General features: G+C 70.8%; 19 protein-coding genes. 15 read left to right on the forward strand and 4 right to left on the reverse strand.

Annotation, left to right across the window (positions count from 1 at the left end):
- The first annotated feature begins 44 nt into the window (after positions 1-44).
- The 5 genes from ACWEIJ_RS04410 to ACWEIJ_RS04430 all read left to right on the forward strand — a co-directional run bounded on the left by ACWEIJ_RS04410 (position 45) and on the right by ACWEIJ_RS04430 (position 6,663).
- Complete coding sequence (locus ACWEIJ_RS04410) at positions 45-1,058, forward strand: LacI family DNA-binding transcriptional regulator (RefSeq protein WP_449835759.1); 1,014 nt, start codon at positions 45-47, stop codon at positions 1,056-1,058.
- Between the two features lie 14 nt (positions 1,059-1,072).
- Positions 1,073-3,376 (forward strand): beta-glucosidase, encoded by a 2,304-nt coding sequence (locus tag ACWEIJ_RS04415; protein WP_449835760.1) that lies wholly within the window; start codon positions 1,073-1,075, stop codon positions 3,374-3,376.
- 83 nt (positions 3,377-3,459) lie between these two features.
- Entirely contained in the window at positions 3,460-4,461 is a 1,002-nt protein-coding gene (locus ACWEIJ_RS04420) for a TerC/Alx family metal homeostasis membrane protein (protein WP_449835761.1), read from the forward strand.
- 52 nt (positions 4,462-4,513) lie between these two features.
- Complete coding sequence (locus ACWEIJ_RS04425; RefSeq protein WP_449835762.1) at positions 4,514-5,092, forward strand: TetR/AcrR family transcriptional regulator; 579 nt, start codon at positions 4,514-4,516, stop codon at positions 5,090-5,092.
- On the forward strand, positions 5,089-6,663 hold the full coding sequence (locus ACWEIJ_RS04430) for a CocE/NonD family hydrolase (protein WP_449835763.1): 1,575 nt from the start codon (positions 5,089-5,091) through the stop codon (positions 6,661-6,663). Before ACWEIJ_RS04425 ends, ACWEIJ_RS04430 begins: the two co-directional genes overlap by 4 nt.
- On the opposite strand, the gene ACWEIJ_RS04435 is transcribed toward ACWEIJ_RS04430, so the two are convergent.
- Positions 6,664-7,737: a serine/threonine-protein kinase gene (locus ACWEIJ_RS04435; RefSeq protein ID WP_449835764.1), complete on the reverse strand. Its 1,074-nt coding sequence runs from the start codon at positions 7,735-7,737 to the stop codon at positions 6,664-6,666.
- A 135-nt stretch (positions 7,738-7,872) separates the two neighbouring features.
- On the opposite strand from ACWEIJ_RS04435, the gene ACWEIJ_RS04440 reads away from it, so the two are divergent.
- Together ACWEIJ_RS04440 and ACWEIJ_RS04445 are read left to right on the forward strand one after the other, a co-directional pair.
- Positions 7,873-8,133 carry a winged helix-turn-helix transcriptional regulator gene (locus ACWEIJ_RS04440; RefSeq protein WP_449836339.1) on the forward strand — a complete coding sequence of 87 codons (261 nt, stop codon included), beginning with the start codon at positions 7,873-7,875 and terminating at the stop codon, positions 8,131-8,133.
- Between the two features lie 28 nt (positions 8,134-8,161).
- On the forward strand, positions 8,162-8,617 hold the full coding sequence (locus ACWEIJ_RS04445; protein WP_449835765.1) for a hypothetical protein: 456 nt from the start codon (positions 8,162-8,164) through the stop codon (positions 8,615-8,617).
- Position 8,618: 1 nt separating this feature from the next.
- On the opposite strand, the gene ACWEIJ_RS04450 is transcribed toward ACWEIJ_RS04445, so the two are convergent.
- The gene (locus tag ACWEIJ_RS04450; RefSeq protein ID WP_449835766.1) at positions 8,619-9,617 is read right to left on the reverse strand and encodes a LacI family DNA-binding transcriptional regulator; all 999 of its coding nucleotides are present in this window, start codon (positions 9,615-9,617) and stop codon (positions 8,619-8,621) included.
- Positions 9,618-9,725: 108 nt separating this feature from the next.
- On the opposite strand from ACWEIJ_RS04450, the gene ACWEIJ_RS04455 reads away from it, so the two are divergent.
- The 8 genes from ACWEIJ_RS04455 to ACWEIJ_RS04490 all read left to right on the forward strand — a co-directional run bounded on the left by ACWEIJ_RS04455 (position 9,726) and on the right by ACWEIJ_RS04490 (position 19,184).
- Positions 9,726-11,240 (forward strand): sugar ABC transporter ATP-binding protein, encoded by a 1,515-nt coding sequence (locus tag ACWEIJ_RS04455; RefSeq protein ID WP_449836340.1) that lies wholly within the window; start codon positions 9,726-9,728, stop codon positions 11,238-11,240.
- A 79-nt stretch (positions 11,241-11,319) separates the two neighbouring features.
- The gene (locus ACWEIJ_RS04460) at positions 11,320-12,366 is read left to right on the forward strand and encodes an ABC transporter permease (RefSeq protein ID WP_449835767.1); all 1,047 of its coding nucleotides are present in this window, start codon (positions 11,320-11,322) and stop codon (positions 12,364-12,366) included.
- Positions 12,359-13,309 carry an ABC transporter permease gene (locus ACWEIJ_RS04465; RefSeq protein ID WP_449835768.1) on the forward strand — a complete coding sequence of 317 codons (951 nt, stop codon included), beginning with the start codon at positions 12,359-12,361 and terminating at the stop codon, positions 13,307-13,309. The genes ACWEIJ_RS04460 and ACWEIJ_RS04465 overlap by 8 nt, the downstream gene beginning before the upstream one ends.
- A complete protein-coding gene (gene rhaS, locus ACWEIJ_RS04470) occupies positions 13,306-14,367 on the forward strand; it encodes a rhamnose ABC transporter substrate-binding protein (protein ID WP_449835769.1) in 1,062 nt (353 codons plus the stop codon). The genes ACWEIJ_RS04465 and rhaS overlap by 4 nt, the downstream gene beginning before the upstream one ends.
- 2 nt (positions 14,368-14,369) lie before the next feature.
- Positions 14,370-14,681, forward strand: a complete 312-nt coding sequence (locus tag ACWEIJ_RS04475) for an L-rhamnose mutarotase (RefSeq protein WP_449835770.1) — start codon at positions 14,370-14,372, stop codon at positions 14,679-14,681.
- 29 nt (positions 14,682-14,710) lie between these two features.
- On the forward strand, positions 14,711-15,865 hold the full coding sequence (gene rhaI, locus ACWEIJ_RS04480; RefSeq protein ID WP_449835771.1) for an L-rhamnose isomerase: 1,155 nt from the start codon (positions 14,711-14,713) through the stop codon (positions 15,863-15,865).
- The gene (locus ACWEIJ_RS04485) at positions 15,865-17,889 is read left to right on the forward strand and encodes a bifunctional aldolase/short-chain dehydrogenase (RefSeq protein ID WP_449835772.1); all 2,025 of its coding nucleotides are present in this window, start codon (positions 15,865-15,867) and stop codon (positions 17,887-17,889) included. Before rhaI ends, ACWEIJ_RS04485 begins: the two co-directional genes overlap by 1 nt.
- Complete coding sequence (locus ACWEIJ_RS04490; protein ID WP_449835773.1) at positions 17,886-19,184, forward strand: rhamnulokinase; 1,299 nt, start codon at positions 17,886-17,888, stop codon at positions 19,182-19,184. Before ACWEIJ_RS04485 ends, ACWEIJ_RS04490 begins: the two co-directional genes overlap by 4 nt.
- On the opposite strand, the gene ACWEIJ_RS04495 is transcribed toward ACWEIJ_RS04490, so the two are convergent.
- Positions 19,132-22,254, reverse strand: coding sequence for a family 78 glycoside hydrolase catalytic domain (locus tag ACWEIJ_RS04495; protein WP_449835774.1), 3,123 nt, complete (start codon positions 22,252-22,254; stop codon positions 19,132-19,134). The genes ACWEIJ_RS04490 and ACWEIJ_RS04495 overlap by 53 nt on opposite strands.
- Before the next feature lie 137 nt (positions 22,255-22,391).
- Positions 22,392-23,063, reverse strand: coding sequence for a DUF1345 domain-containing protein (locus ACWEIJ_RS04500; RefSeq protein ID WP_449835775.1), 672 nt, complete (start codon positions 23,061-23,063; stop codon positions 22,392-22,394).
- Positions 23,064-23,322 lie beyond the last annotated feature (259 nt).

A 23,322-nucleotide genomic window follows, 5' to 3' on the forward strand; every position in this document is an offset into this window, starting at 1 on the left:
GTCAATCGTTGTCGATAACGTTTTACACGGCTAGCCTGAGCGCCGTGCCCCCTCGCTCCCGTGTCACGATCCGTGACGTCGCCGCCGCGGCAGGCGTCTCGGTCGCCACCGTCTCCAAGGTCCTCAACCAGCGCTACGGGGTCGCTGCGGACACGTTCGCGAAGGTCACGGCCGTGATCAAGGAGCTCGGCTACGAGGCGAGCCTGGTCGCGCAGAGCCTGCGCAACCACCGCACCAACGTGATCGGGATCCTGGTCGCCGACATAGAGCCGTTCAGCACCGAACTGCTCAAGGGCGCCGCCGATGCCATCCGCGGCACCGGTTTCGAGCTCGTCGTGTACTCGGCGGGCGGGCGCACCGGTGACCCGGAGGGCTGGGAACAGCGCTACCTGACCAGGTTGAGCGGCACGCTGGTCGACGGGGCCGTGCTCGTCACGCCCGCCGTCGACCTCGAAGGCCTGCCCGGCACGCCCGTCGTCGCCGTCGACCCGCACACCGGGCGCGCGGCACTGCCCACAGTGGACTCCGACAACCTGCACGGCGGCCGGCTCGCGACCGAGCACCTGCTCGCGCGCGGGCACCGCAGGATCGCGCTGCTCACCGGCCGTCCCGACCTGAAGTCCGCGCAGCAGCGCGAAACCGGCTACCGCGGGGCGCTGGCCAGCGCGGGCGTGCCGGTGGACGAGAGCCTGATCCGCCGCGGTGACTACGACGCGGACGTCGCCGCCGCGTCCGCCCGCGAGCTGTTGACCGCACCGGACCGGCCGACGGCCGTGTTCGCCGCCAACGACATCACCGCCATCGCCACCATCGAGACGGCCCGCGAGCTCGGGCTGCGGGTGCCGGAGGACCTCTCGGTGGTCGGCTTCGACAACATCCCCGAATCGGCGCTGTGCACACCGCCGCTCACGACGGTGCAGCAACCGATCCGGGAGATGGGCCGCCGCGCCGTCACGTTGCTGGTGTGGCTCATCAACGGTGAAGAACCGGCAGACACGCACATCACGCTCGGCACCGAGCTCGTCGTCCGGCAGTCGACGCGCGCGTTGCCATCCTGAGCACTGGAGGATCTGTGACGACCGACGCCACCACGGCCGGCGAGCTCTGGCGCGATCCGCAGGCCGAACCGGCCGATCGCGTGCAGGACCTGATCAGCCGGATGACCACACGCGAGAAGGTCGCGCAGCTCTACGGCATCTGGGTCGGCATCGAGTCCGGCGGAGAAGTGGCGCCGCACCAGCACGATCTCGCCGTGCCGCTGGACTTCGACGAGCTGGTGCAGTACGGCCTCGGCCAGCTCACCCGCGTGTTCGGCACCCGTCCGATCGCACCCGACGTCGGCGTGCGCAGCCTCGCCCGCACCCAGCGGGAGATCATCACGCGCAGCCGGTTCGGCATTCCCGCGGTGGTGCACGAGGAGTGCCTCACCGGGCTCGCCGCCTGGCAGGCCACCGTGTTCCCGTCCCCGCTGTGCTGGGGCGCGAGCTTCGAGCCGGACCTGGTGCGGCGGATGACCGAGCAGATCGGCCGGTCGATGCGCCGGCTCGGCGTGCACCAGGGCCTCGCACCGGTGCTCGACGTGACGCGCGACCTGCGCTGGGGCCGGGTCGAGGAGTCGATCGGCGAGGACCCGCACCTGGTCGGCCTGATCAGCAGCGCGTACGTCGCCGGGCTGGAGTCCGCGGGCATCGTCGCGACGCTCAAGCACTTCGCCGGCCACTCGGGCTCGCGCGCCGGGCGCAACCTCGCGCCGTCGTCGATCGGGCCGCGCGAGTTCGCGGACGTGATGCTGCCGCCGTTCGAGATGGCGCTGCGCGCGGGCGCGCGGTCGGTGATGAACTCCTACACCACCAACGACGGCATGCCGGCCGCCGCCGACGTGGGGCTGCTGACCGAACGGCTGCGTGAGCGGTACGGCTTCACCGGGACCGTGGTCGCCGACTACTTCTCCATCCCGTTCCTGCACAGGCTGCACGGCGTGGCCGCCGACCGCGAGGACGCCGGGATCCAGTCGCTCACCGCGGGCATCGACGTCGAACTGCCCACTGTGGACTGTTACGGCGAACCGCTGCTGGCCGCGCTCGACGCGGGCACGGTGGACGAGGCGCTGGTCGACCGCGCGCTGGAACGCGTGCTGCGGCAGAAGCTGGAGCTCGGCCTGCTCGACCCGGACTACAGCCCGGACGTCTCCGGCGAGGAGATCGACCTCGACGACGAGGAGTCCCGCGCGGTGGCCCTGCGGCTCGCCGAGCGTTCGATCGTGTTGCTGCACAACGACGGTCTGCTGCCGCTGGCCGGCAGGCGGCGGGTCGCGGTGGTCGGTCCGCGGGCGAACGACGCCGGCGCGGTGATGGGCTGCTACTCGTTCCCGTTGCACGTCGGCGTGCACCACCCGGACGTGCCGATGGGCATCGAGGTGCCCACGGTGCTGGAGGCGCTGCGGGCCGACCACGACGTCGTGTTCGAACTGGGCTGCCCGGTGCTGGGCGGCACCGACGAGGAGATCCAGGCCGCGGCCGAGGCCGCCCGCGACGCGGACGTCTGCGTCGTCGTGCTCGGCGACCAGGCCGGTCTGTTCGGCGCGGGCACGTCCGGCGAGGGCTGCGACGTCACCGACCTCAAGCTGCCCGGCAGGCAGGAGGAGCTGCTCGAAGCGGTGCTCGCGACGGGTGCCCCGGTCGTGCTGGTGCTGCTGTCGGGCAGGCCGTACGAGCTGCACCGGCAGATCGACCGCCTGGCCGCCGTCGTCTGCGGGTTCTTCCCCGGTGTGGAGGGCGCGACCGCGGTCGCGAACATCCTCAGTGGACGGACGAACCCGTCCGGCCGGCTGCCGGTGAGCTTCCCCGGTGCCGGCACCAGCCAGCCGTGGACCTACCTCACCGCGGCGCTCGGCGCGCGCACCGAGGTCAGCAGCGTCGACCCGACGCCGCTGTTCCCGTTCGGCCACGGGCTCTCCTACGCGCCGGCGACCTGGGTGACGGCGGGCTGCGAGACGCGGGAGTGGCCGACCGACGGCACCTGCCGGGTGCACGTGGTGCTGCGCAACGACCACGAGGTCCCGACCACCGACGTCGTCCAGATCTACCTGCACGACCCGGTGGCCGAGGTCGGACGGCCGGTCCGGCAGCTGATCGGCGCGCTCAAGGTCGACCTCGCGTCCGGCGAGACCCGCACGGTCAGCGCCGAGCTGCACGCCGACCTCACCGCCTACACCGGCAGGGCGGGCCACCGCCAGGTCGACCCCGGCGAGGTCGAGCTGCACGTCGGCACGTCGAGCGCGGTCATCCACTCCACCCTGCGGCTCACCCTGACCGGACCGCGCCGCGAGGTCGGCTTCGACCGCACCATGACGGCCGACTTCACCGTGACCCCGTGACCTCGGCATCAGGTCGGTGACACCGCTTTCGACGGCCCGGTAATGTCCTTAAGGGACGGACCGGGCTGTCGAAGGGGTGTCTTGTGCTTCAGATCAGCGGGCTGACGTGGGCGATCACGATCGGGGTGATCGTGCTGCTGCTGGCGGTCGACCTCGTCCTCGCGGCGTGGCGGCCGCACCGGATCGGCTTCCGCGAGGCCACCCTGTGGTCGGTGTTCTACATCCTGGTCGCGGTCGGGTTCGGCGTGTGGTTCGCCATGGCGCACGGCGGCGAGTTCGGTGCCGAGTACTTCGCCGGCTACATCGTCGAGAAGAGCCTTTCCGTCGACAACCTGTTCGTCTTCGTGATCATCATGACGACGTTCCTGGTGCCGGAGGAGCACCAGCACAAGGTGCTGACGTTCGGCATCGTGCTCGCGCTGATCATGCGGGGCATCTTCATCGCGGTCGGCGCGACGCTGCTGTCGTTGTTCTCGTTCATGTTCCTGCTGTTCGGCCTGCTGCTGATCTTCACGGCCGTGCAGCTGTTCCGGCACCGCGACGAGGACCCGGACGTCGAGAACAACGTCGTGGTGAAGGCCGCCCGCAAGCTCCTGCCCGTCACGGACGACTACGTCGGCGGCAAGATCTTCGCGCGGGTCGACGGCAAGCGGCTGGCCACTCCCCTGTTCGTCGTGCTGGTGGCCATCGGCGGGGTCGACCTGCTGTTCGCGCTCGACTCGATCCCCGCGGTGTTCGGCGTGACCGAGGAGCCCTACATCGTGTTCACCGCCAACGCGTTCGCGCTGCTCGGCCTGCGCGCGTTGTTCTTCCTCGTCAAGGGGCTGCTCGACCGGCTGGTGTACCTGTCGGCCGGCCTCGCGGTCATCCTCGCGTTCATCGGCGTGAAGCTGATCCTGCACTGGGCTCACGTCGACATCTCGGCCTCGGTCCCGGAGGTGCCGACCCCGCTCAGCCTCGGCGTGATCATCGCGATTCTCGTGGTCGTCACGGTGGCGAGCCTGATCAAGACCCGCAACGACCCGTCCGCCAAGGCCCACCCCGGCTCGCTGCGCGGACATCAGGACGAGCCCGAAGCGGAGTGAGCACTTAAAGTAACACTTGACCACTTGGTAACAGCTGTGCACGATCTGCGGCATGGATCTGCACGTGGTCGAGCCTGCGCGCGATCGCCGCGTCCGTCGTACCCGCGCCGCCGTGCTGCAGGCCGCGATCGACCTGGTCAGCGCGCGCGGCACGGCGGCGGTCGCGCTGTCCGAGATCGCCGAGGCCGCCGACGTCAGCCGGCGGGTCGTCTACCAGCACTTCGGTGACCTCGACACGGTGCTGCTGGAGGCCGGGCTCGACCTCGCGCGGCGCGAGTTGCTGCCGCGCCTCACCGCCCTGCGGCAACCGGTGGACCCCCGCGAGGAAACTCTCGCCATGGCGCGGCACTTCGCCGAGCACAAGGTGTTCTACCGCGCGCTGTTGACCGGCTCCTGCGCCTACGCGCTGGACCGCGGGTTGATCAGACTGATGATCCCGGTCAACCGGCAGGGGGTCGAGCACCTGTTCGGGGACCGGGTCAGCGGTGCGGCCGTCGACGACCTCACCGCCTTCATCACCGGTGGCGTCGGGTCGTTCGTGACGGCCTGGGTGATCGACGGCGCGCACGATCCCGAGGCGTTCACCGACCGGTTGATCGCCGTCGTCTCCCTCTTCCTGGAGTCCCCATGATCAGCCGTCTCGTCGAACGCAGGCTCAAGCTCTCACCGCCGCTGACCCGCAAGGTCGTGGTGCAGCGCGATCTGCGCGTGCCGATGCCCGACGGCGTGGAGCTGCTCGCGGACCGGTGGCTGCCGCGCTCCGGCGGCGACGGGCTGCCCACCGCGCTGATCCGCACCCCCTACGGCCGCGGCATGTTCGGGCAGCTGATCGCGCGGCCGCTGGCCGAGCGCGGCTACCAGGTGCTGATCCAGAGCGTGCGCGGCGGGTTCGGTTCCGGCGGCACGTTCGACCCGATGCGGCAGGAACGCGAGGACGGCCTCGCGACGCTCGACTGGCTCGTGCGGCAGCCGTGGAGCGACGCGATCGTGCTCTACGGGCTGAGCTACCTGGGCCACGTGCAGTGGGCGGTCGCCGACCGGCTGCCGCCGCAGGTCAAGGCGATGATCCCGGTGGTGACGGAGTCGGCGCTGACGCTGGAGTTCCTGCGCGCGGACGGCATGTCGCTGGAGACGCCGTTCGAGTGGGGCGTGCTCGTCGGCACCCAGGAACGCCCGCTGGCGATGCTGCGCAAACCGTTCCAGGACAAGAAGACCGCACGGGCGCTGCACACGCTTCCGTTGCGGGACGCCGACATCGCGGCGCTCGGCGAACGTTCCGCCTACGTCCAGGACATCCTCACCCACGATGCCGGCTCGGCGCGGTGGGAGGGGTTGGACCACAGCCACCGGGTCGCGGACGTGTCGGTACCGGTCAGCTCGATCGGCGGCTGGTACGACATCTTCCTGCCCGGTCAGCTGCGCGACTTCCGGGTGTTGCAGAACAAGGGACTTCCGGCGCGGCTGACCGTCGGGCCGTGGACGCACGCCGAGTTCACCTCCACACCGATCGACGAGGCCGTCGGGTTCGGTCTCGCTCTGGCCCGCGGCGAGCAGCCACCGGACCGCCCGCCCGTGCGGCTGTTCGTGATGGGCGAGGAGGCGTGGCGCGACTTCCCGTCGTGGCCGCCGCCCGGCTACACCCCGCGGCGCTACCACCTCGGCCCCGGTGGCGTCCTCGGCCCCGCGCCTTCGGAGTCCTCTGTGGACACCTACCGCTACGACCCGGCCGATCCCACGCCGACCGCGGGCGGTGTGCGCCTGGCGAAGGGCGGGCGCGTCGACAACACCGAGCTGGAGGCCCGGCCGGACGTGCTGACGTACACCACGCCCGTGCTGGACGAGGACGTCGAGGTGGTCGGCGAGGTGAGCGCCGAGATCTGGTTCTCCTCCAGCCTTCCCCACGCCGACGTGTTCGTGCGGCTCTGCGACGTCGATCCCGGCGGGAAGTCGTGGAACGTCTGCGACGGCCTGGTGAGCCTCACCGGTGCGGAGGAACCGCAGTGCGCCACCGTCCGGTTGTGGCCGACCGCGTACCGCTTCCGGCGCGGCCACCGCATCCGGGTGCAGGTGTCGAGCGGTGCTTTCCCGCGCTACGCCCGCAATCCGGGCACCGGCGAGCCGCGGGCCACCGCCACGACGTTGCTCGCCGCCGACCAGACCGTCCACTGCGGACGATCGGCGGTCATCCTCCCGGTGCGCTGATCACTTCTTCTTGCCTTTGGCCTTGCCCTTGCCCTTGTCGGCCTTCGGGGGCTCCTGGACCGGCTGCGGCACGGTGGTGGTCTCGACGACGACCGGTTGCTCGACGACCGGCACCGGAGTGCGCTGGGCGGTGCTCGAAGGTGTCGACGCGGGCGGTGCGGACTCCACCGGGGTGGCTCGGTCGTGCAGGACGACCCCGGTTCCGATGGCGGCCATCAGCACGGCGGCCGACGCGGCGGCGAGCACCCCTGGTGACCGCCGCCGCGCAACCGGTGCGACCCGAGTCGGCGGGTCCGCGGCGAGCAGGGCGTCGGCGCACTCCCGCGCGGTCGGCCGGCGCTCCGCGGACAGGGACGTCATCAACGACAGCAGCCGGACGAGGCCGAACGGCAGATCGTCCGGCACCACCGGCGGCCGGTGCAGCCGTGCCACCGCCGCCTCGATCTCCGCGCCTTCGTACTCGCGGCGCCCGGTCAGGCACTCCAGCAGCACGAGCCCCAGCGCGTAGACGTCCACCGCGGCGGTGATCCGCCCGCCGCGCACCTGTTCCGGCGCCAGGTAGGCCGCGGTGCCGACGACCTGGTCGGCTCGCGTGAGCCGGGCTCCGTCCACGAGGCGCGCGAGGCCGAAGTCGGCGAGCCGCGGCGCGCCGTCGGAGTCCAGCAGGATGTTGGACGGTTTGACGTCGCGGTGGATGAGCCCGCGGGAGTGCACGTAGGCCAGTGCCTCGGCCAGCGCGGCCCCCAGCCCGCGCACCTCGGCCACGTCCATCGGCCCGTTCGCGATGCGGTCGCGCAACGTGCGGCCCTCGACCAGCTCCAGCACCATGAACGGGGTGTCACCGGACGAGTCCGCGTCGTACACCGGCACCAGCCCCGGATGCGACAGCGCCGCGAGCGTGCGGACCTCGTTGTCGAACCGGCGCAGTTCGGCCGTGTCCCCCGGCTGGAACAGCTTGATGGCGACGTCCCTGGCCAGCACGACGTCCCTGGCCCGGCGCACCTCCGCCACGCCACCCGTCCCCAGCAGCTCGCCCACCAGGTAGCGGTCGGCGAGAAGACCTCTGTCCGGCATGGCAGGGGATTCCCGCCCGCCAGACGCCCTAACCGTCAGTCGGGGACGGCGAACGCGGCCTCCAGCGGCGGCAGCACCGCACGGGCGTCGGCCGGCGACTTCGAGGCCGACTGCCCGGCCAGGATCGCCGTCGACCTGTTCGGCGACTCGTGGCTGATGGTGATCGTTTACACGTTGCGCAACGGCCCGATGCGGCCGGGCGAGCTGCGGTCGGCCATCGGTCACATCAGTCAGAAGATGCTCACGCAGACGTTGCGCCGCATGGCGACCATGGCGCTCGTCGAACGCCGCCGGTACGCCGAGGCCCCTCCGCGCGTCGAGTACTCGCTGACGACCGCCGGGCGACACCGTGCGCACCGCGATGTTCGGCGACGATTGATCTCATTTGGCCCCTAGCTCGGTTGATCAGCCCGTGGTTAATGTCGTGGCGCGGCCGCGAACAGCCATCGACAAAAACGAGGTGAAAACCGTGCGTGCAATTCCGACTTTCCTGCTGACGGCAGCCGCGATAGTGGCCACCGCGCTCCCGGCGGCAGCGGCACCGGTGAACGCCGCCGTGACCCTCCAGCCCCAGGGACGGCTGGAGGCACGTGGCGCGGCGGTGACCGTGCCGACGCGGGTGATGTGCCAGAACGGCGCCACCGCGTCGTTGTGGGTGCAGGTCACGCAGAACGTGCGCGGTGAGCTCGCGATCGGCGAGAAGTACACGTCGAGCGTTCCGTGCACCGGCGAATACCACAGGATCGACGTGACGGTGGTGTCCCGCACGAAAGCTTTCCGGCAGGGCGTGGCATTCGCGTCGGCGTCGTTGAACGTCTACCTGCCGCCGGACAATTCGAACACGGTCGAAGAAGAGCGCGAAATGATGCTTGTCAGGTAATTCACCGTTTGACGGCGCTGGACGCGCGGACCACGAGCTCCGGCTGGAACTTCACGTGCCGGTGCTCGTGGTCCGGCTCGTTCTCGGCCAGCAGCAACGTCGCGGCGGTGCGGCCCAGCTGCTCGCGCGGCTGCCGCACCGACGTCAGCGGCACGGCGGCGGCCGCGGCGAACTCGATGTCGTCGTAACCCACGACGGCGAGGTCGTCCGGCACCTTGAGACCCTGCTGCGTCATCGACTGCAGCAGGCCCAGCGCGAGCAGGTCGTTGGCGCAGAACGCCGCCGTGGGGCGCCGTGACGCGGGCAGGCCCACCAGCCGCTCCCCCGCGCCGCGGCCCTCCGCCACCTGCAGGCTCCTCGTCTCCAGGAACGTGAGCGCGTCGGCCGGCAGCCCCGCGTTCGCCAGCGCGCGCACGGCCCCCTCGCGCCGGTCGCGCACCTGCTGGATCGACAGCGGGCCGCCGACCATGGCGATGCGCCGGTGGCCGTTCTCGATCAGGTGGGTCACCGCCAGCTCCCCGCCGAGCACGTCGTCGACCGCCACCGAGCAGTAGGTGCCGTTCGACTCGCGGTCGACCAGCACCACCGGCGTGCCGCGGTCGGTGAGCCGTTCCGCGTCGACCGGGGTGATCAGGATGCCCTCGACGCGCTGCTCGTGCAGCAGCTCCAGGTACTCGCGTTCGCGGCCGTCGTCGGACGCGCTGTTGCACAGGAACAGCGCGAGCCCCGCCTCCCGTGCCGCGTCCTCCACGCCGCGGGCCACGTCGGTGAAGAACGGGTTCGCCGCGTCGAGCACGACGTAGGCGATCACCCGGCTGCTGCCCGCTCTGAGCTGTCGCGCGGACTCGTTGCGGACGAACCCGAGCTCCTCGATCGCGGCGAGCACCCGCTGCCGGGTGGCGGGCGCGACGACGTCCGGCCGGTTCAGCACGTTCGACACGGTCGCGTTCGACACGCCGGCGTGCCGCGCGACCTCGCGGATGCCCACTGACGGCTTCACCGGCGACTCCTTTGTTGAAACGTGACAAGCGACTGTACCGCCTGTCCCTTGACATGTGGCCGTAACGCCCCCAGAGTGCACGTAACTCAGCCGTTAAAACGTTTCAACATCGAGGAGACGGACGTGGACCGACCTCCCGTGGTGGCACTGGACGAGGTGAGCAAGTCCTTCGGCGCCGTCCGCGCGTTGTCCGGCGTGTCGCTGCAACTGCTGCCCGGCGAGGCCCACGCGCTGCTCGGGGAGAACGGGGCCGGCAAGTCGACGCTGATCAAGACCCTCGCCGGGGTGCACCGCCCGGACACCGGCCAGGTGCTCGTCGACGGTGCCCCGCAACGGTTCTCCGGCCCCGCCGACGCGCTGGCCGCGGGCATCGCGATCATCTACCAGGAACCGACGCTCTTCGGTGACCTGTCGGTGGCCGAGAACGTCTTCATGGGCCGCCAGCCGCTCGGCCTCGGCCGGCGCATCGACGTCGCCGAGATGCACGCCCGCACCTCTGAGCTGTTCTCCCGCCTGGGCGTCCGGCTCGACCCGGCCCGTCCGGCCCGCGGACTGTCCATTGCGGACCAGCAGCTCGTCGAGATCGCGAAGGCGCTGTCGTTCGACGCCCGCGTGATCGTGATGGACGAGCCGACCGCGGCTCTGTCCGCGCACGAGGTCCAACGGCTTTTCGGTGTGGTGCAGGCGTTGCGCGCCCAGGACGCCGCCGTGCTGTTCGTGTCGCACCGGCTCGACGAGGTGTTCGAGCTGTGCCAGCGGGCCACGGTGCTGCGCGACGGCGAGTTCGTCTGGTCCGGCGAGCTGTCCGGCGAGACTCCGGACTCCCTGGTGCGCCGCATGGTCGGACGCGAGCTGTCGCAGCTGTTCCCCAAGCAGGAGACGACCGCGGGCGAGGTCCTGCTCTCGGTGCGACGGCTGACCCGCGAGGGCGTGTTCACCGACGTGTCGTTCGACGTGCGGGCAGGCGAGATCGTGGCCCTGTCCGGCCTGGTCGGCGCCGGCCGCAGCGAGGTCGCCCGGGCGATCTTCGGCATCGACCGCCCCGACGGCGGCGCGGTCGTCGTGCGCGGCCGCCGGCTGAAGTACGGCTCCCCCACCGCCGCGATGGCCGCGGGCATCGGGTTCGTGCCGGAGGACCGCCGCCAGCAGGGACTCGTGATGGACGCGTCCATCGAACGCAACGCCGCGCTGGCCTCACTGGGCCGGCTGTCGACGTTCGGGTTGCTGCGCCGCCGTTCCGAACGCGCGCTGGCGCAGGACTGGGCGGTCAAGCTGCGGCTGAAGTTCGCCCGGCTCAGCGACCCGGTCGGCGTGCTGTCGGGAGGCAACCAGCAGAAGGTCGTGCTCGCGAAGTGGCTGGCGCGCAAGCCTTCCGTGCTGATCGTGGACGAGCCGACGCGCGGCATCGACGTCGGGACGAAGGCCGAGGTGCACCGGCTGCTGTCGGAGCTGGCCGGGCAGGGGGTCGGGGTGCTGATGATCTCGTCGGAGCTGCCGGAGGTGCTCGGGATGGCCGACCGCGTGCTCGTGATGCACGAGGGGCGGCTGGTGGAGGAACTCGCGCGGGCCGAGGCGACCGAGGAGCGGGTGGCGCTGGCGGCGGCCGGGCAGGTGGCGCGATGAGCCGGGCAACGCCGTCGGCCGCCGCCAGCCGCAGCGAGGTCGCGCGACCAGCCAGCCGCAACCACAGCGAGGTGGCGCGATGACCGCCCAGCTCGACACCGCCGCGACCCCGGCCACCCCGCGCACCGCCGCCCGCCGCCTCTCCACCCGCGTCGGCCGCGTCCGCGAGCTCGGCATCGTCGTCGCCCTGGCCCTGGTCGTCATCCCGACGGCGATCGTGAACCCGAGGTTCGTCCAGCCCCAGAGCCTGCGCGACCTCCTCCTCAACGCCTCCATCGTCGCCCTGCTGGCCGTCGGCCAGACCATGGTCGTCATCACCCGCAACGTCGACCTGTCCGTGGGCTCGGTCCTCGGCCTGTCCGCTTTCCTGACCGCACAGCAGTTCGCCGACCACCCCGGCACGCCGGTCCTGGCGGGTATCGGGTTCGGCCTCGGCATCGGACTGGCGTGCGGCCTGCTCAACGGCCTGCTGGTGGCACTGGGCAACGTCCCCAGCCTCGTGGTCACGCTCGGCACGCTCTACGTGTTCCGCGGCATCGACTACGCCCTCGCCCACGGCAGGCAGGTCAACGCCGCCGACCTCCCGGACGCGCTGCTCGACCTGGGCAGCAGCCGGGTCCTCGGCATCCCGGTCCTCGTCCTCGTCACGCTCGCGACCGTAGCCGTGGCCGCCGTCTACCTGCGTTCGTACCGCTCCGGCCGCGAGCTGTACGCGCTCGGTTCCAACCCGGAGGCCGCCAAGCTCGCCGGCATCCCGGTCGCCAAGCGCACGCTCACCACGTTCGTCCTCTCCGGACTGGTCGCGGGCCTGGCGGGCGCGCTCTGGGTGGCCCGTTACGGCACGGTCGACGCGGCCGCGGGCACCGGGCTCGAACTGCAGGTCGTGGCCGCCGTGGTGGTCGGCGGCGTCGCGATCTTCGGCGGCTCGGGCACGGTGGCCGGTGCCGCGCTGGGTGCGCTTCTCCTCGGCACGATCACGAGTTGCCTGGTGGTGCTGCGGATCCCCGCGTTCTGGCAGCAGGCGATCGCGGGTGCGCTGCTGCTGAGCGCCATCACCGTCGACCGGCTGCTCGCGCTGCGGCTGGCCAAGGCCCTGCGCACCGCGGAAGGAACCAGCCATGCGTAGCCTCCTGCGGTGGGAGACCGCGTTGGTGTTCCTGCTGATCGTCGTCGCCCTGACCGGCCAGATCAGCACGAACGGCTCGTTCCTCGACGGCGGCAACCTCTTCTACCTCGGCCTCGACATCGGCGAGATCGCGCTGATCGCCCTCCCGCTCACGCTGGTGATCGTCGCGGGCGAGATCGACCTGTCCGTCGCGTCGGTGCTCGGCCTGTCCAGCGCGCTGGTCGGCTGGCTGTGGAACGCGGGCTGGCCGCTCGAAACGATCCTGCCGGTCGTCATCGTCGTCGGCGCGGTCTGCGGCGCGGTCAACGGGCTGCTCGTCACCCGGCTCGGCCTGCCCAGCCTCGCGGTCACCATCGGCACGCTCGCGCTCTACCGCGGGCTGGCGCTGGTGGTGCTGGGCGACACGGCGGTCGCGGACTTCCCGGCGAGCTACACGTCGTTCGGCACGACTCCGGTGCCGGGCACGAACATCCCGTACCCGATCGCGCTCGCCGCGATCCTGGCCGTGCTCTTCGGGATCGCGCTGCACGCCAGCTCGTTCGGCCGGTCCGTCTACGCGATCGGCGCCAACGAGGAGGGCGCGCGGTTCTCCGGCATCCGGGTCAAGCGGATCAAGCTGATCCTCTTCGTGCTGGCCGGTGCGGTGGCCGCGGTCGCCGGCATCGTCTACACGTTCCGCTTCTCCAGCGCCCGCGCGGACAACGGCGTCGGGCTCGAACTGGCCGTCGTCGCCGCCGTGCTGCTCGGCGGCGTGTCCATCTTCGGCGGCAGGGGATCGCTCTTCGGCGTGCTCGCGGGCGTGCTGCTGCTGGGCGGTCTGCGCAACCTGCTGATCCTGCAGGACACCTCCACCGAGGTCCTCACCATCGTCACCGGGCTCCTGCTGCTGGTGAGCGTGCTCGCTCCTTCGATCACCCGATCGCTCCGAAAGGCAACGACATGAACACACGTCTCGTGCTCGCCCTGGTGGTGTCCGGGGCCGTCGCGCTCACCGCCTGCGGCGGCACCACGAAGGACAGTTCGAGCCAGCAGACCGCGGGCGCCACCAACGCCGCCAAAGCCGACCCGAACGCGCCGCTGAAGGAAGGCCTGAAGATCACGTTCCTGCCCAAGCAGGTCAACAACCCGTACTTCACGGTGGCCCAGAAGGGTGCCGAGCAGGCGGGTACGGCGCTCAAGGCCGAGGTCAAGGCCACCGGCCCGTCCGACGCCGCGGCCAGCTCGCAGGTCACCTACATCAACACCGCCGCGCAGCAGAAGCAGAACGCGCTGGTGATCTCCGCGAACGACGCCAACGCCGTCGCGCCCGCGCTCAAGTCCGCGCGCTCGCAGGGGGTCAAGGTCGTCACCTTCGACTCCGACGCGGCACCGGACGCCAGGGACGTGTTCATCAACCAGGCCCGCTCGAACGACATCGCGGCCGGCCAGGTGAAGCTGATCTCCGACGCGATCGGCGGCAGCGGTGAGATCGCGATCCTGTCCGCAACCCCGAACGCCACCAACCAGAACGCGTGGATCGAGGTCATGAAGACCGAGCTGGCGAAGCCCGAGTACGCGGGCCTCAAGCTCGTGGAGACCGCGTACGGCAACGACGACGACCAGACGTCGTTCCAGAAGACCCAGGGTCTGCTGCAGGCGCACCCGAACCTCAAGGGCATCATCTCGCCGACCACCGTCGGTGTCGCGGCCGCCGCCCGCTACCTCAGCTCCAGCGAGTACAAGGGCAAGGTCCAGCTCACCGGTCTCGGCACGCCGAACCAGATGCGCAAGTTCGTCCAGGACGGCACGGTGAAGTCGTTCGCGCTGTGGGACCCGAGCAAGCTCGGCTACCTCGCCACGTACGCCGCGGCGGCACTGGCGTCCGGGCAGATCACCGGTGCGGAGGGCGAGAAGTTCAAGGCCGGTGACCTCGGCGACTACACGATCGGCGCCAAGGGCGAGGTCGTGCTCGGCCCGCCGACCGTGTTCACCAAGGACAACATCGACCAGTTCGACTTCTGACCATGCGGATCTGCTTCACCCTCAAGGTCCGGCCGGATCGCATCGACGAGTACCGGGCGCGGCACCGCGAGGTGTGGCCCGAGATGCGGGCCGCCCTCAGCGAGGCGGGATGGCGCAACTACTCCCTCTTCCTCGCCGGGGACGGCCTGCTGATCGGCTACCTCGAATGCGACGACTTCGACGCGGCGCTCGCCGAGATGGCGCGCACCGAGGTGAACGCCCGCTGGCAAGCCGAGATGGCGGAGTTCTTCGTCGGTGACGGCAACGCCGACGAACGGATGCGGCCGCTCGACGAGGTCTTCCACCTTGCCTGATTTCTGGGACTGAGCTCATGGAGAAACTGATGAGCGTGAAGGACGCGTTGCGGGAGCAGCGGATCGAGACGCCGTCGTGGGCGTACGGCAACTCGGGCACCCGGTTCAAGGTGTTCGCGCAGCAGGGGGTTCCGCGCACGCCGTACGAGAAGATCGACGACGCGGCGGTGGTGCACCGGCTCACCGGCGTCGCGCCGACGGTCGCGTTGCACATCCCGTGGGACAAGGTCGACGACTACGGCAAGCTCGCGTCCTACGCACGCGACCGCGGCATCGCGTTGGGGGCCATCAACTCCAACGTCTTCCAGGACGACGACTACAAGCTCGGCAGCGTCTGCCACCCGGACGCGGCGGTGCGGCGCAAGGCGATCGGGCACCTGCTGGAGTGCGTCGACATCATGGACGCCACCGGCTCGCGCGATCTCAAGCTGTGGTTCGCCGACGGCCTCAACTACCCCGGCCAGGACAACATCCGCGCCCGCCAGGACCGGCTCGCCGAGGCTCTGCGGGAGACCTACGAGCGGCTCGGCGCCGATCAGCGGATGTTGCTGGAGTACAAGCTCTTCGAGCCCGCGTTCTACACCACCGACGTGCCGGACTGGGGCACGGCGTACGCGCACTGCCTGCAGCTGGGCGACAAGGCGCAGGTCGTGATCGACACCGGCCACCACGCGCCAGGCACGAACATCGAGTTCATCGTGTCGTTCCTGTTGCGGGCCGACAAGCTCGGCGCGTTCGACTTCAACTCGCGCTTCTACGCCGACGACGACCTGATGGTGGGCGCGGCGGACCCGTTCCAGCTGTTCCGGATCATGCACGAGATCGTGCTGGCCGACGCGCTCAAGCCGGCCGCGGGCATCGCGTTCATGCTCGACCAGTGCCACAACCTGGAGCCGAAGATCCCGGCGATCATCCGCTCGGTGCTCAACGTCCAGGAGGCCACGGCGAAGGCCCTGCTGGTCGACCACGAGGCACTCGCCCAAGCACAACAGGCGGGTGACGTGCTCGGCGCGAACGCCGCGCTGATGGACGCCTACAACACCGACGTCCGCCCGTTGCTGCGGGAGCTCCGCGAGGAGATGGGCCTCGACCCCGACCCGATGGCCGCGTACCGGCGGTCCGGGTACGCCGAGCAGATCGTCCGTGAACGAGTCGGCGGCGAGGCCGCCGGATGGGGTGCGTGATGAACCAGGTCGAAGCGCTGCTGGGGCGGAGCAACCGGCTCGGTGCGGATCCGCGCAACACCAACTACGCGGGCGGCAACACCTCGGCCAAGGGCTCGCAGACCGACCCGGTCACCGGGCAGCCGGTGGAACTGCTGTGGGTCAAGGGATCCGGTGGCGATCTCGGCACGCTGACCGAGGCCGGGCTCGCGGTCCTGCGGCTGGACCGGTTGCGCGCGTTGACGTCCGTCTACCCCGGTGTCGAGCGGGAGGACGAGATGGTCGCCGCGTTCGACTTCTGCCTGCACGGCAAGGGCGGCGCGGCGCCGTCGATCGACACGGCCATGCACGGCCTGGTGGACGCGGCCCACGTCGACCACCTGCACCCGGACGCGGGCATCGCGTTCGCCACGGCGGCGGACGGTGAGGCGCTGGTCAAAGCGTGCTTCGGCGACAAGGTCGTGTGGGTGCCGTGGCGGCGGCCCGGTTTCCAGCTGGGACTGGACATCGCGGCCGTCAAGCGCGAGAACCCGCAGGCCGTCGGCGTGATCCTAGGCGGGCACGGCATCACCGCGTGGGGTGCGACGAGCGAGGAGTGCGAGGCCAACTCGCTCGACATCATCGCCACCGCCCAGCGCTACCTCGACGAACACGGCCGCCCCGAACCGTTCGGGCCGGTCGTCCACGAGCCGCTCCCCCAGGACGAACGCCGGCTCAGGGCCGCCGAGCTGGCGCCGGTGGTCCGCGGGCTCGCGTCCACGGACTCGCCGCAGGTCGGGCACTTCACCGACACCGGCGTCGTGCTGGACTTCCTCGCCCGCGAACGGCATCCCGAACTGGCCGCGCTCGGCACCTCGTGCCCCGACCACTTCCTGCGCACCAAGGTCCGGCCGCTGGTGCTCGACCTGCCGCCGACCGCGCCGCTGGACGACGTCGTGGCACGACTGAGGCAGCTGCACGAGGCCTATCGCGCCGACTACCGGGCTTACTACGAAAGGCATGCGGAGCCGGACAGCCCGCCGATGCGCGGCGCGGACCCGGCGATCGTGCTCGTGCCGGGCGTCGGCATGTTCAGCTTCGGCAGGAACAAGCAGACCGCGCGGGTGGCGGGCGAGTTCTACGTCAACGCCGTCAACGTCATGCGCGGCGCCGAGTCGGTCTCCCGGTACGCGCCGATCGAGGAACGCGAGAAGTTCCGCATCGAGTACTGGGCGCTCGAAGAGGCCAAGCTGCGACGCATGCCGAAGCCCAAGCCGCTCGCCACCCGCGTCGCGCTCGTCACCGGCGGTGGTTCGGGCATCGGCCGGGCGATCGCGCAACGGCTGGCCGCCGAGGGCGCGTGCGTGGTGGTCGCCGACCGCAACGGTGACGCCGCACGGGAGGTCGCCGAAGGCATCGGCTCGTCGGACGTGGCGGTCGCGGTGACCGTCGACGTCACCGACAGCGCGGGCATCGCGCAGGCGTTCCGGGCAGCGGTGCTGGCGTTCGGCGGCGTCGACCTGGTGGTCAACAACGCCGGACTGTCGATCTCCAAACCGCTGGAGGAGACGACCGAGGCCGACTGGGACCTGCAGCACGACGTGATGGCCAAGGGCTCGTTCCTGGTGTCGCAGCAGGCGGCGAAGGTCATGCGCGCCCAAGGCATGGGCGGCGACATCATCTACATCTCCAGCAAGAACGCGGTCTTCGCGGGGCCCAACAACGTCGCCTACGGTGCCGCGAAGGCGGATCAGGCGCACCAGGTCCGGTTGCTGGCGGCGGAGCTGGGCGGGGACGGCATCCGGGTCAACGGCATCAACCCGGACGGCGTGGTCCGCGGTTCCGGCATCTTCGCGGGCGGCTGGGGTGCCCAGCGCGCCGCGGTCTACGGCGTGCCGGAGGAGAAGCTGGGTGAGTTCTACGCCCAGCGCACCCTGCTCAAGCGCGAGGTGCTGCCGGAGCACGTGGCCGCGGCGGTGGTGGCGCTGACCGCGGGCGACCTGTCGCTCACCACGGGCCTGCACGTGCCGGTCGACGCCGGCGTGGCCGCGGCCTTCCTGCGATGACCGCGGTCGCGGCGGTCGACCTCGGCGCGTCCAGCGGCCGCGTGGTGCGCGGCGTCGTCACCGGGGACGACGTGCGGATCGAGGAGGTGCACCGGTTCCCGAACGGCCCGGTGCACCTGGGCGACCGGCTGCACTGGGACCTGCCGGGCCTGCACCGCGAGGTGCTGGCCGGGCTGCACCGGGCGGGCGAGGTCGACAGCGTCGGCATCGACAGCTGGGCGGTCGACTACGGCCTGCTCGACGCGGACGGCGAGCTGCTCGGCAACCCGGTGCACTACCGCGACGCCCGCACCGAGGGCATCACGCCACCGGACGGGCTGTACGCGATCAACGGGCTGCAGTTCCAGCCGTTCAACACGATGTTCCAGCTGATGGCCGAACCGCTGCTGCCCTGGGCCTCCCAGCTCCTGCTGATCCCCGACCTGCTCTCCTACTGGCTGACCGGGCAGCGCGGCGCCGAGTACACCAACGCCACCACGACCGGGCTGATCGACGTCCGGACCCGACGGTGGTCGCCCGAGCTGACCCGCGACCTCCCGCCCGGCCTGCTGCCGGCGCTCCGGCACCCCGGCGACCCCGCCGGAACGTGGAACGGCGTCCCGGTCACCGCCGTCGGCTCGCACGACACCGCGTCCGCCGTCGTCGCCGTACCCGCCGAGAACGAGCGGTTCGCCTACATCTCGTGCGGCACGTGGTCGCTGGTCGGCGTCGAGCTGGCCGCACCGGTGCTCACCGCGGAAAGCCAGGCCGCGAACTTCACCAACGAGGGCGGCGTCGACGGCACCATCCGCTACCTGCGCAACGTGATGGGCCTCTGGCTGCTGCAGGAGTGCCTGCGCTGCTGGCACGCCGGCCTCGCACCTCTGCTGCGAGAAGCCGAAGACGCGACCGGTTCGGTGTTCGACCCCAACGACCCGGTGTTCCTCCCTCCCGGCGACATGCCCGCACGCATCGAGCGGTGGTGCGGCAGGCCGATGTCACGCGCCGAGATCGTCCGGTCCGTTCTGGACAGTCTCGCGCTGGCCCACCGCGACGCGATCAACGACGCGCAACGGTTGTCCGGCAAGGAGGTCGACGTCGTGCACATCGTCGGCGGTGGCTCGCACAACGAGCTGCTGTGCCAGCTCACCGCCGACGCGTGCGGGTTGCCCGTGGTGGCCGGACCGGCAGAAGCCACCGCACTCGGCAACGTCCTGGTGCAGGCACGTGCCGCGGGCGCGGCCCACGGCACGCTCGCCGACCTCAGGAAGCTGGTTCGGGCGTCGCAGCCGTTGCGGCGCTACCTCCCCCGTTGAACCTCCACCGCCCGTGCGGCACGTGCACCACCGCGACACCACGCGCGTGCGGCACGTGCACCTCGGCGGTGGAGCCCACCGGCACCTCGACGGTCAGCCTCAGCACCCCGTCCACCCGGGTCCACGCCACGCCGATCCGCCCGCGCACGCTGTCGAACTCCAGCTGTGCCCAGGACACCCCGGCCGTGGCGTTCGGCCGCACCTGGAACGTGCGGTAGCCCGCGTCACCGGGGCGCAACCCGGCGACGTGCTCGTAGAGCCACTGCGCGACCGTGCCCTTGAAGTAGTGGTTGCGGGACCGGGTGCCGGCGTCCCACATCTCCCACATGGTGTCCGCGCCGTTCGCGAACCAGTAGCCCCAGCTCGGGTACGAGCGTTCCACCGCCATGGCCTGCGCCACGTCCGCGTGTCCGTTGTCGCTCAAGGCCTTCAGCAGCACGCTCGCGCCGAGACAGCCCACGTTCACGTGGTTGCCGTTGGCCTTCACCTCGGCCGCGAGCCGGTCCGCGACCGCCTGCACCGACCCGGCGGGCACCATGCCGAACGCCAGCGGGACGGCGTTGGACGTCTGCCGGTAGTCCGGGTCCTTGGCCGTGCGGTAGTGGTCGCCGTCGAGGAACGCGCGGTTGAACGCGGACAACAGGTTCGCGGCGACCTCGCGGTAGCGCGGCACCGGGGTGCCGATCGCGTCACCGAGCTCGGCGGTGTGCAGCAGGGCCCGGTACAGGTAGGCGGTCGCGGTGAGCCGGGTGTCCTCCGGCGGCAGGCCGCCGGTGCCGGGTGCCAGGTAGTCGCCGAGCGCGGTGACCGCGAGGCCGTCGCGCAGCCGGCCGATCTCCCAGTCCAGGTACCGGGTGAGCACCGGCCAGTGCTGAGCGGGCAACCGGTCGTCGCCGTAGGTCCGGTACATCTCGCGCAGCACGAACGGGTACACCGTCGTCCACTCCGGTGCCGGTGCGAGCTCCCGGTAGCCCCAGCCGCCGCTGGGCACGATCACCGGCAGCTGACCGGCGGCGTCCTGGCTGTCGGCGAGGTCGCCGAGCCACTTGGTGAAGAACTTCGCCATGCCGAACTCGGCGAGCATCGACGGCGTGCCGACCTGTGCGTCGCCCGTCCAGCCGTTCTTCTCGTACGTCGGGGTGTCGGTCGGGATGCCGTGCAGGTTGTTCGTGACGGTCCGGCGCATCGCCGCGTCGTACTGCTCGAACAACGGCTCGGAGCACCGGAACGTGCTGGCGCGCCGCACATCCGTGTGCACGACCCGGCCGAGGAGCTTCGGTGCCGCGGTCAGCCCGGTCACCTCGACGTACCGGAAGCCCTTGTAGGAGAACTTCGGCTCCCAGGTCTCCTGCCGACCGGCGCAGACGTACTCGTCGAGCTGGATCCGGTTACCGGTCACATGGCCGTTCTCCATGTGCACCGTGCCGTCGGCGTTCAGCGTCTCCCCGTGCTTGAGCCGGACCACCGTGCCCGCGGGCGCGGTCGCGGTGAGCTGGGTCCAGCCCGACATCGTGCGGCCCATGTCCGCCACGAACACGCCCGGTTTCGGTGAGCTGACCACCGGAGTGACGGTCTCGACCACGCGGATCGGTTCGTGCTCCTGGGCTTTCAGCGTGCCCTTCGGCGCGGGCCGGACCGGTGCGGTCTGCCACTTCGAGTCGTCGAAGCCGGGTTTCGTCCAGTCCCGGGGAGCGAGCCGGGCGTCGTAGGACTCGCCGGTGTAGAGGGAGTTCGAGACCGTCGGGCCGTCGGTCAGGCGCCACGATCCGTCCGACGCGATCGTCGTGCGGGTGCCGTCGGGGTGGTCGATCTCCAGCTGTGCCAGCAGTTTCGGCTCGTCGTGCCACGGAGGTTGCTCCCACCGCCACACGTTCGGCGTCCTCATGCCGTAGAAGCCGCGGCCCAGCGTCACGCCGATCGCGTTGCGCCCGCCGCGAACCAGCTCGGTGACGTCGTGCGTCGCGTACAGGACGGTCTTGTCGTAGTCGGTGAAGCCGGGATCGAGCACCCGGTCGCCGACGCGGCGGCCGTTGATCTCGGTCTCGTGGTAGGCCAGGCCGCTCATGTACAGGCGGGCGCGCCGCACCGGCTTGCCGACGGTGAACTCCTTGCGCAGCAACGGCGCCGGCTGTTCCTTCACGGTGACGTTCGCGCCCCACGGCCCCTGCCCGTACGGGTCGTACACGGTCGCGGGCAGCCACGCCGAGTCGTCGAAGCCCGGTGTCTGCCAGCCGGGTTGCTCGGTGTCGGCGACCTTCCAGCCGGGACCGGTGACGAGCTCGCGCTGCCCGTCCGGCAGGTCGACGAGCAACCGCAGCAGGAGTCCGGCCGGACCGGGCGACCGGTTCGTCGCCCGCGCGGCCAGCACGATCCGCCGGCCCGCCAGCCGCGTCACGTCGGCGCGCTGGCCGATCTTCCAGACATCGGTCTCCTCCGGCACGTGGAGCACCTCGGAACCGTTGACGTACAACGTGAAATCGTCGTCCGCGGTCGCGACGAGCCGGGCCCTGACCGCGTCCGCCGGCAGGTCGAGGCCAGCACGGAACCACCGGCTCTCCGGTGGCGTGGTGGCCGACCAGATCCACGAGGCCCCGGTGAAGCCGATCGAGGTGTCCGGCGCGCCGATCCACCGCGCCTGCCACGCCGTGCCGAGCAACGCCGTCTCCCACCAGCTGTTCGCGCTCCACGCCGACACCCGGTTCGCGCCGTCCCACACCCGCACCCGCCAGTGGTACCGCGTGCGCGGCCGCAACTCCTTGCCACCGAACGGAATTCCGGTGGTCCGGTCCGAGACCACCCGGCCGGACCGCCACACGTCGGCACAACCGGGCGCGGTGCCGACCTCGACCTCGTAGGCCGTCTGCCGGGCGCCGGTGCCGCTCGCGGCGAGCACCCAGCTCAGCCGCGGTGCCGCGACATCGGTGCCCAGCAACGTTTCCGCGTACTCGACCGCGGTGCGCTCGACCCGCATCCCACCCGCCCTGCCCGGTTCGGCCCGTGCCACGCCGACCGGCAGCGCGGTCACCGACAACCCGACCGCCGAGGTCCTCAGGAACTCCCGTCTGCGCACGTCGCCTCCACCTTCATCGCTGGATGAAACGTTTCAATCGCGGCCGCGAGAGCCAGCCTGTTCGGTGCGTGAGAGCGTGTCAAGGCACGTGTCCGAAACCGGACACGGCTTGTGAATCGTTTAAATTCGTCCGGCGGTCAGGTGCTGCTGATGCTCGCGACGAGGTTGATGGTCGTGGCGAGCACGCCGGTGCCGAACAGGTACGACAGCAGCGAGTGCCGCAACACCGTGCGGCGGATGTCCCTGGCGGACAACGAGGTGTCGGACACCTGGAACGTCATGCCGATGCTGAAGGCGATGTAGGCGAAGTCGCCGTAGTCCGGCGGCTGCTTCTGGTTGAAGTCGATGCCGCCGTCGTCGTCGACGTAGTACAGCCGGGCGTAGCGCAACGTGAAGATCGTGTGCACCACCGTCCACGACAGCACCACGGACAGCACGCCCAGCCCGACCCGCAGCAGCTCCGGCGTGCCGGTGGTGTGCGCGGCGCGGGCGAGCACGAACCCCACCGACACCAGGCTGGCGATCGCCGCGCAGAGCAGCACCAGTTCGCCGCCGGTGCGCGTCGGATCGTTGCGGACGGCGTGCTGGGCGGTCTCCTCGGCGTTCATCGGCCAGATCAGCACCCACACCCACGTGAGGTAGACCAGCGTCGCCACGTCCCACCCGACGAGCGGCCCGAACTCCAGGTACCCGGCGAGGGACACCGCGGCCCCGGCGACGACACCCGCGGCGAGCACGGTCGCGACCTTGGTCCTGGTCAGGACGAACCCCTCATCGGGCAACGGACGGGCGGGAAGATCGGCCGGCATGAGGCAGGAAGATACGCCAGGTGCACCCGCGGCGCTTCCGCCGGTGCCCCGTTCATTTCGAGCGAATTCGAGTCGAATACAGGTCGAATCGAGACGTTCGCACAATTTCGGGGAATTCCGCGGAAGTTCCTTGACAGATGCATGAACAGTCGGTAGTCGGGCCGCCACACAGAGATACATTCGCTCTTTACGGTTGTTCAGGTGACCGCTAACATCGGGACCAAGGGGACATAAGCGGCAGCGGCTGGGGGCGGAATCG

Source organism: Lentzea sp. NPDC004789 (assembly GCF_053601075.1).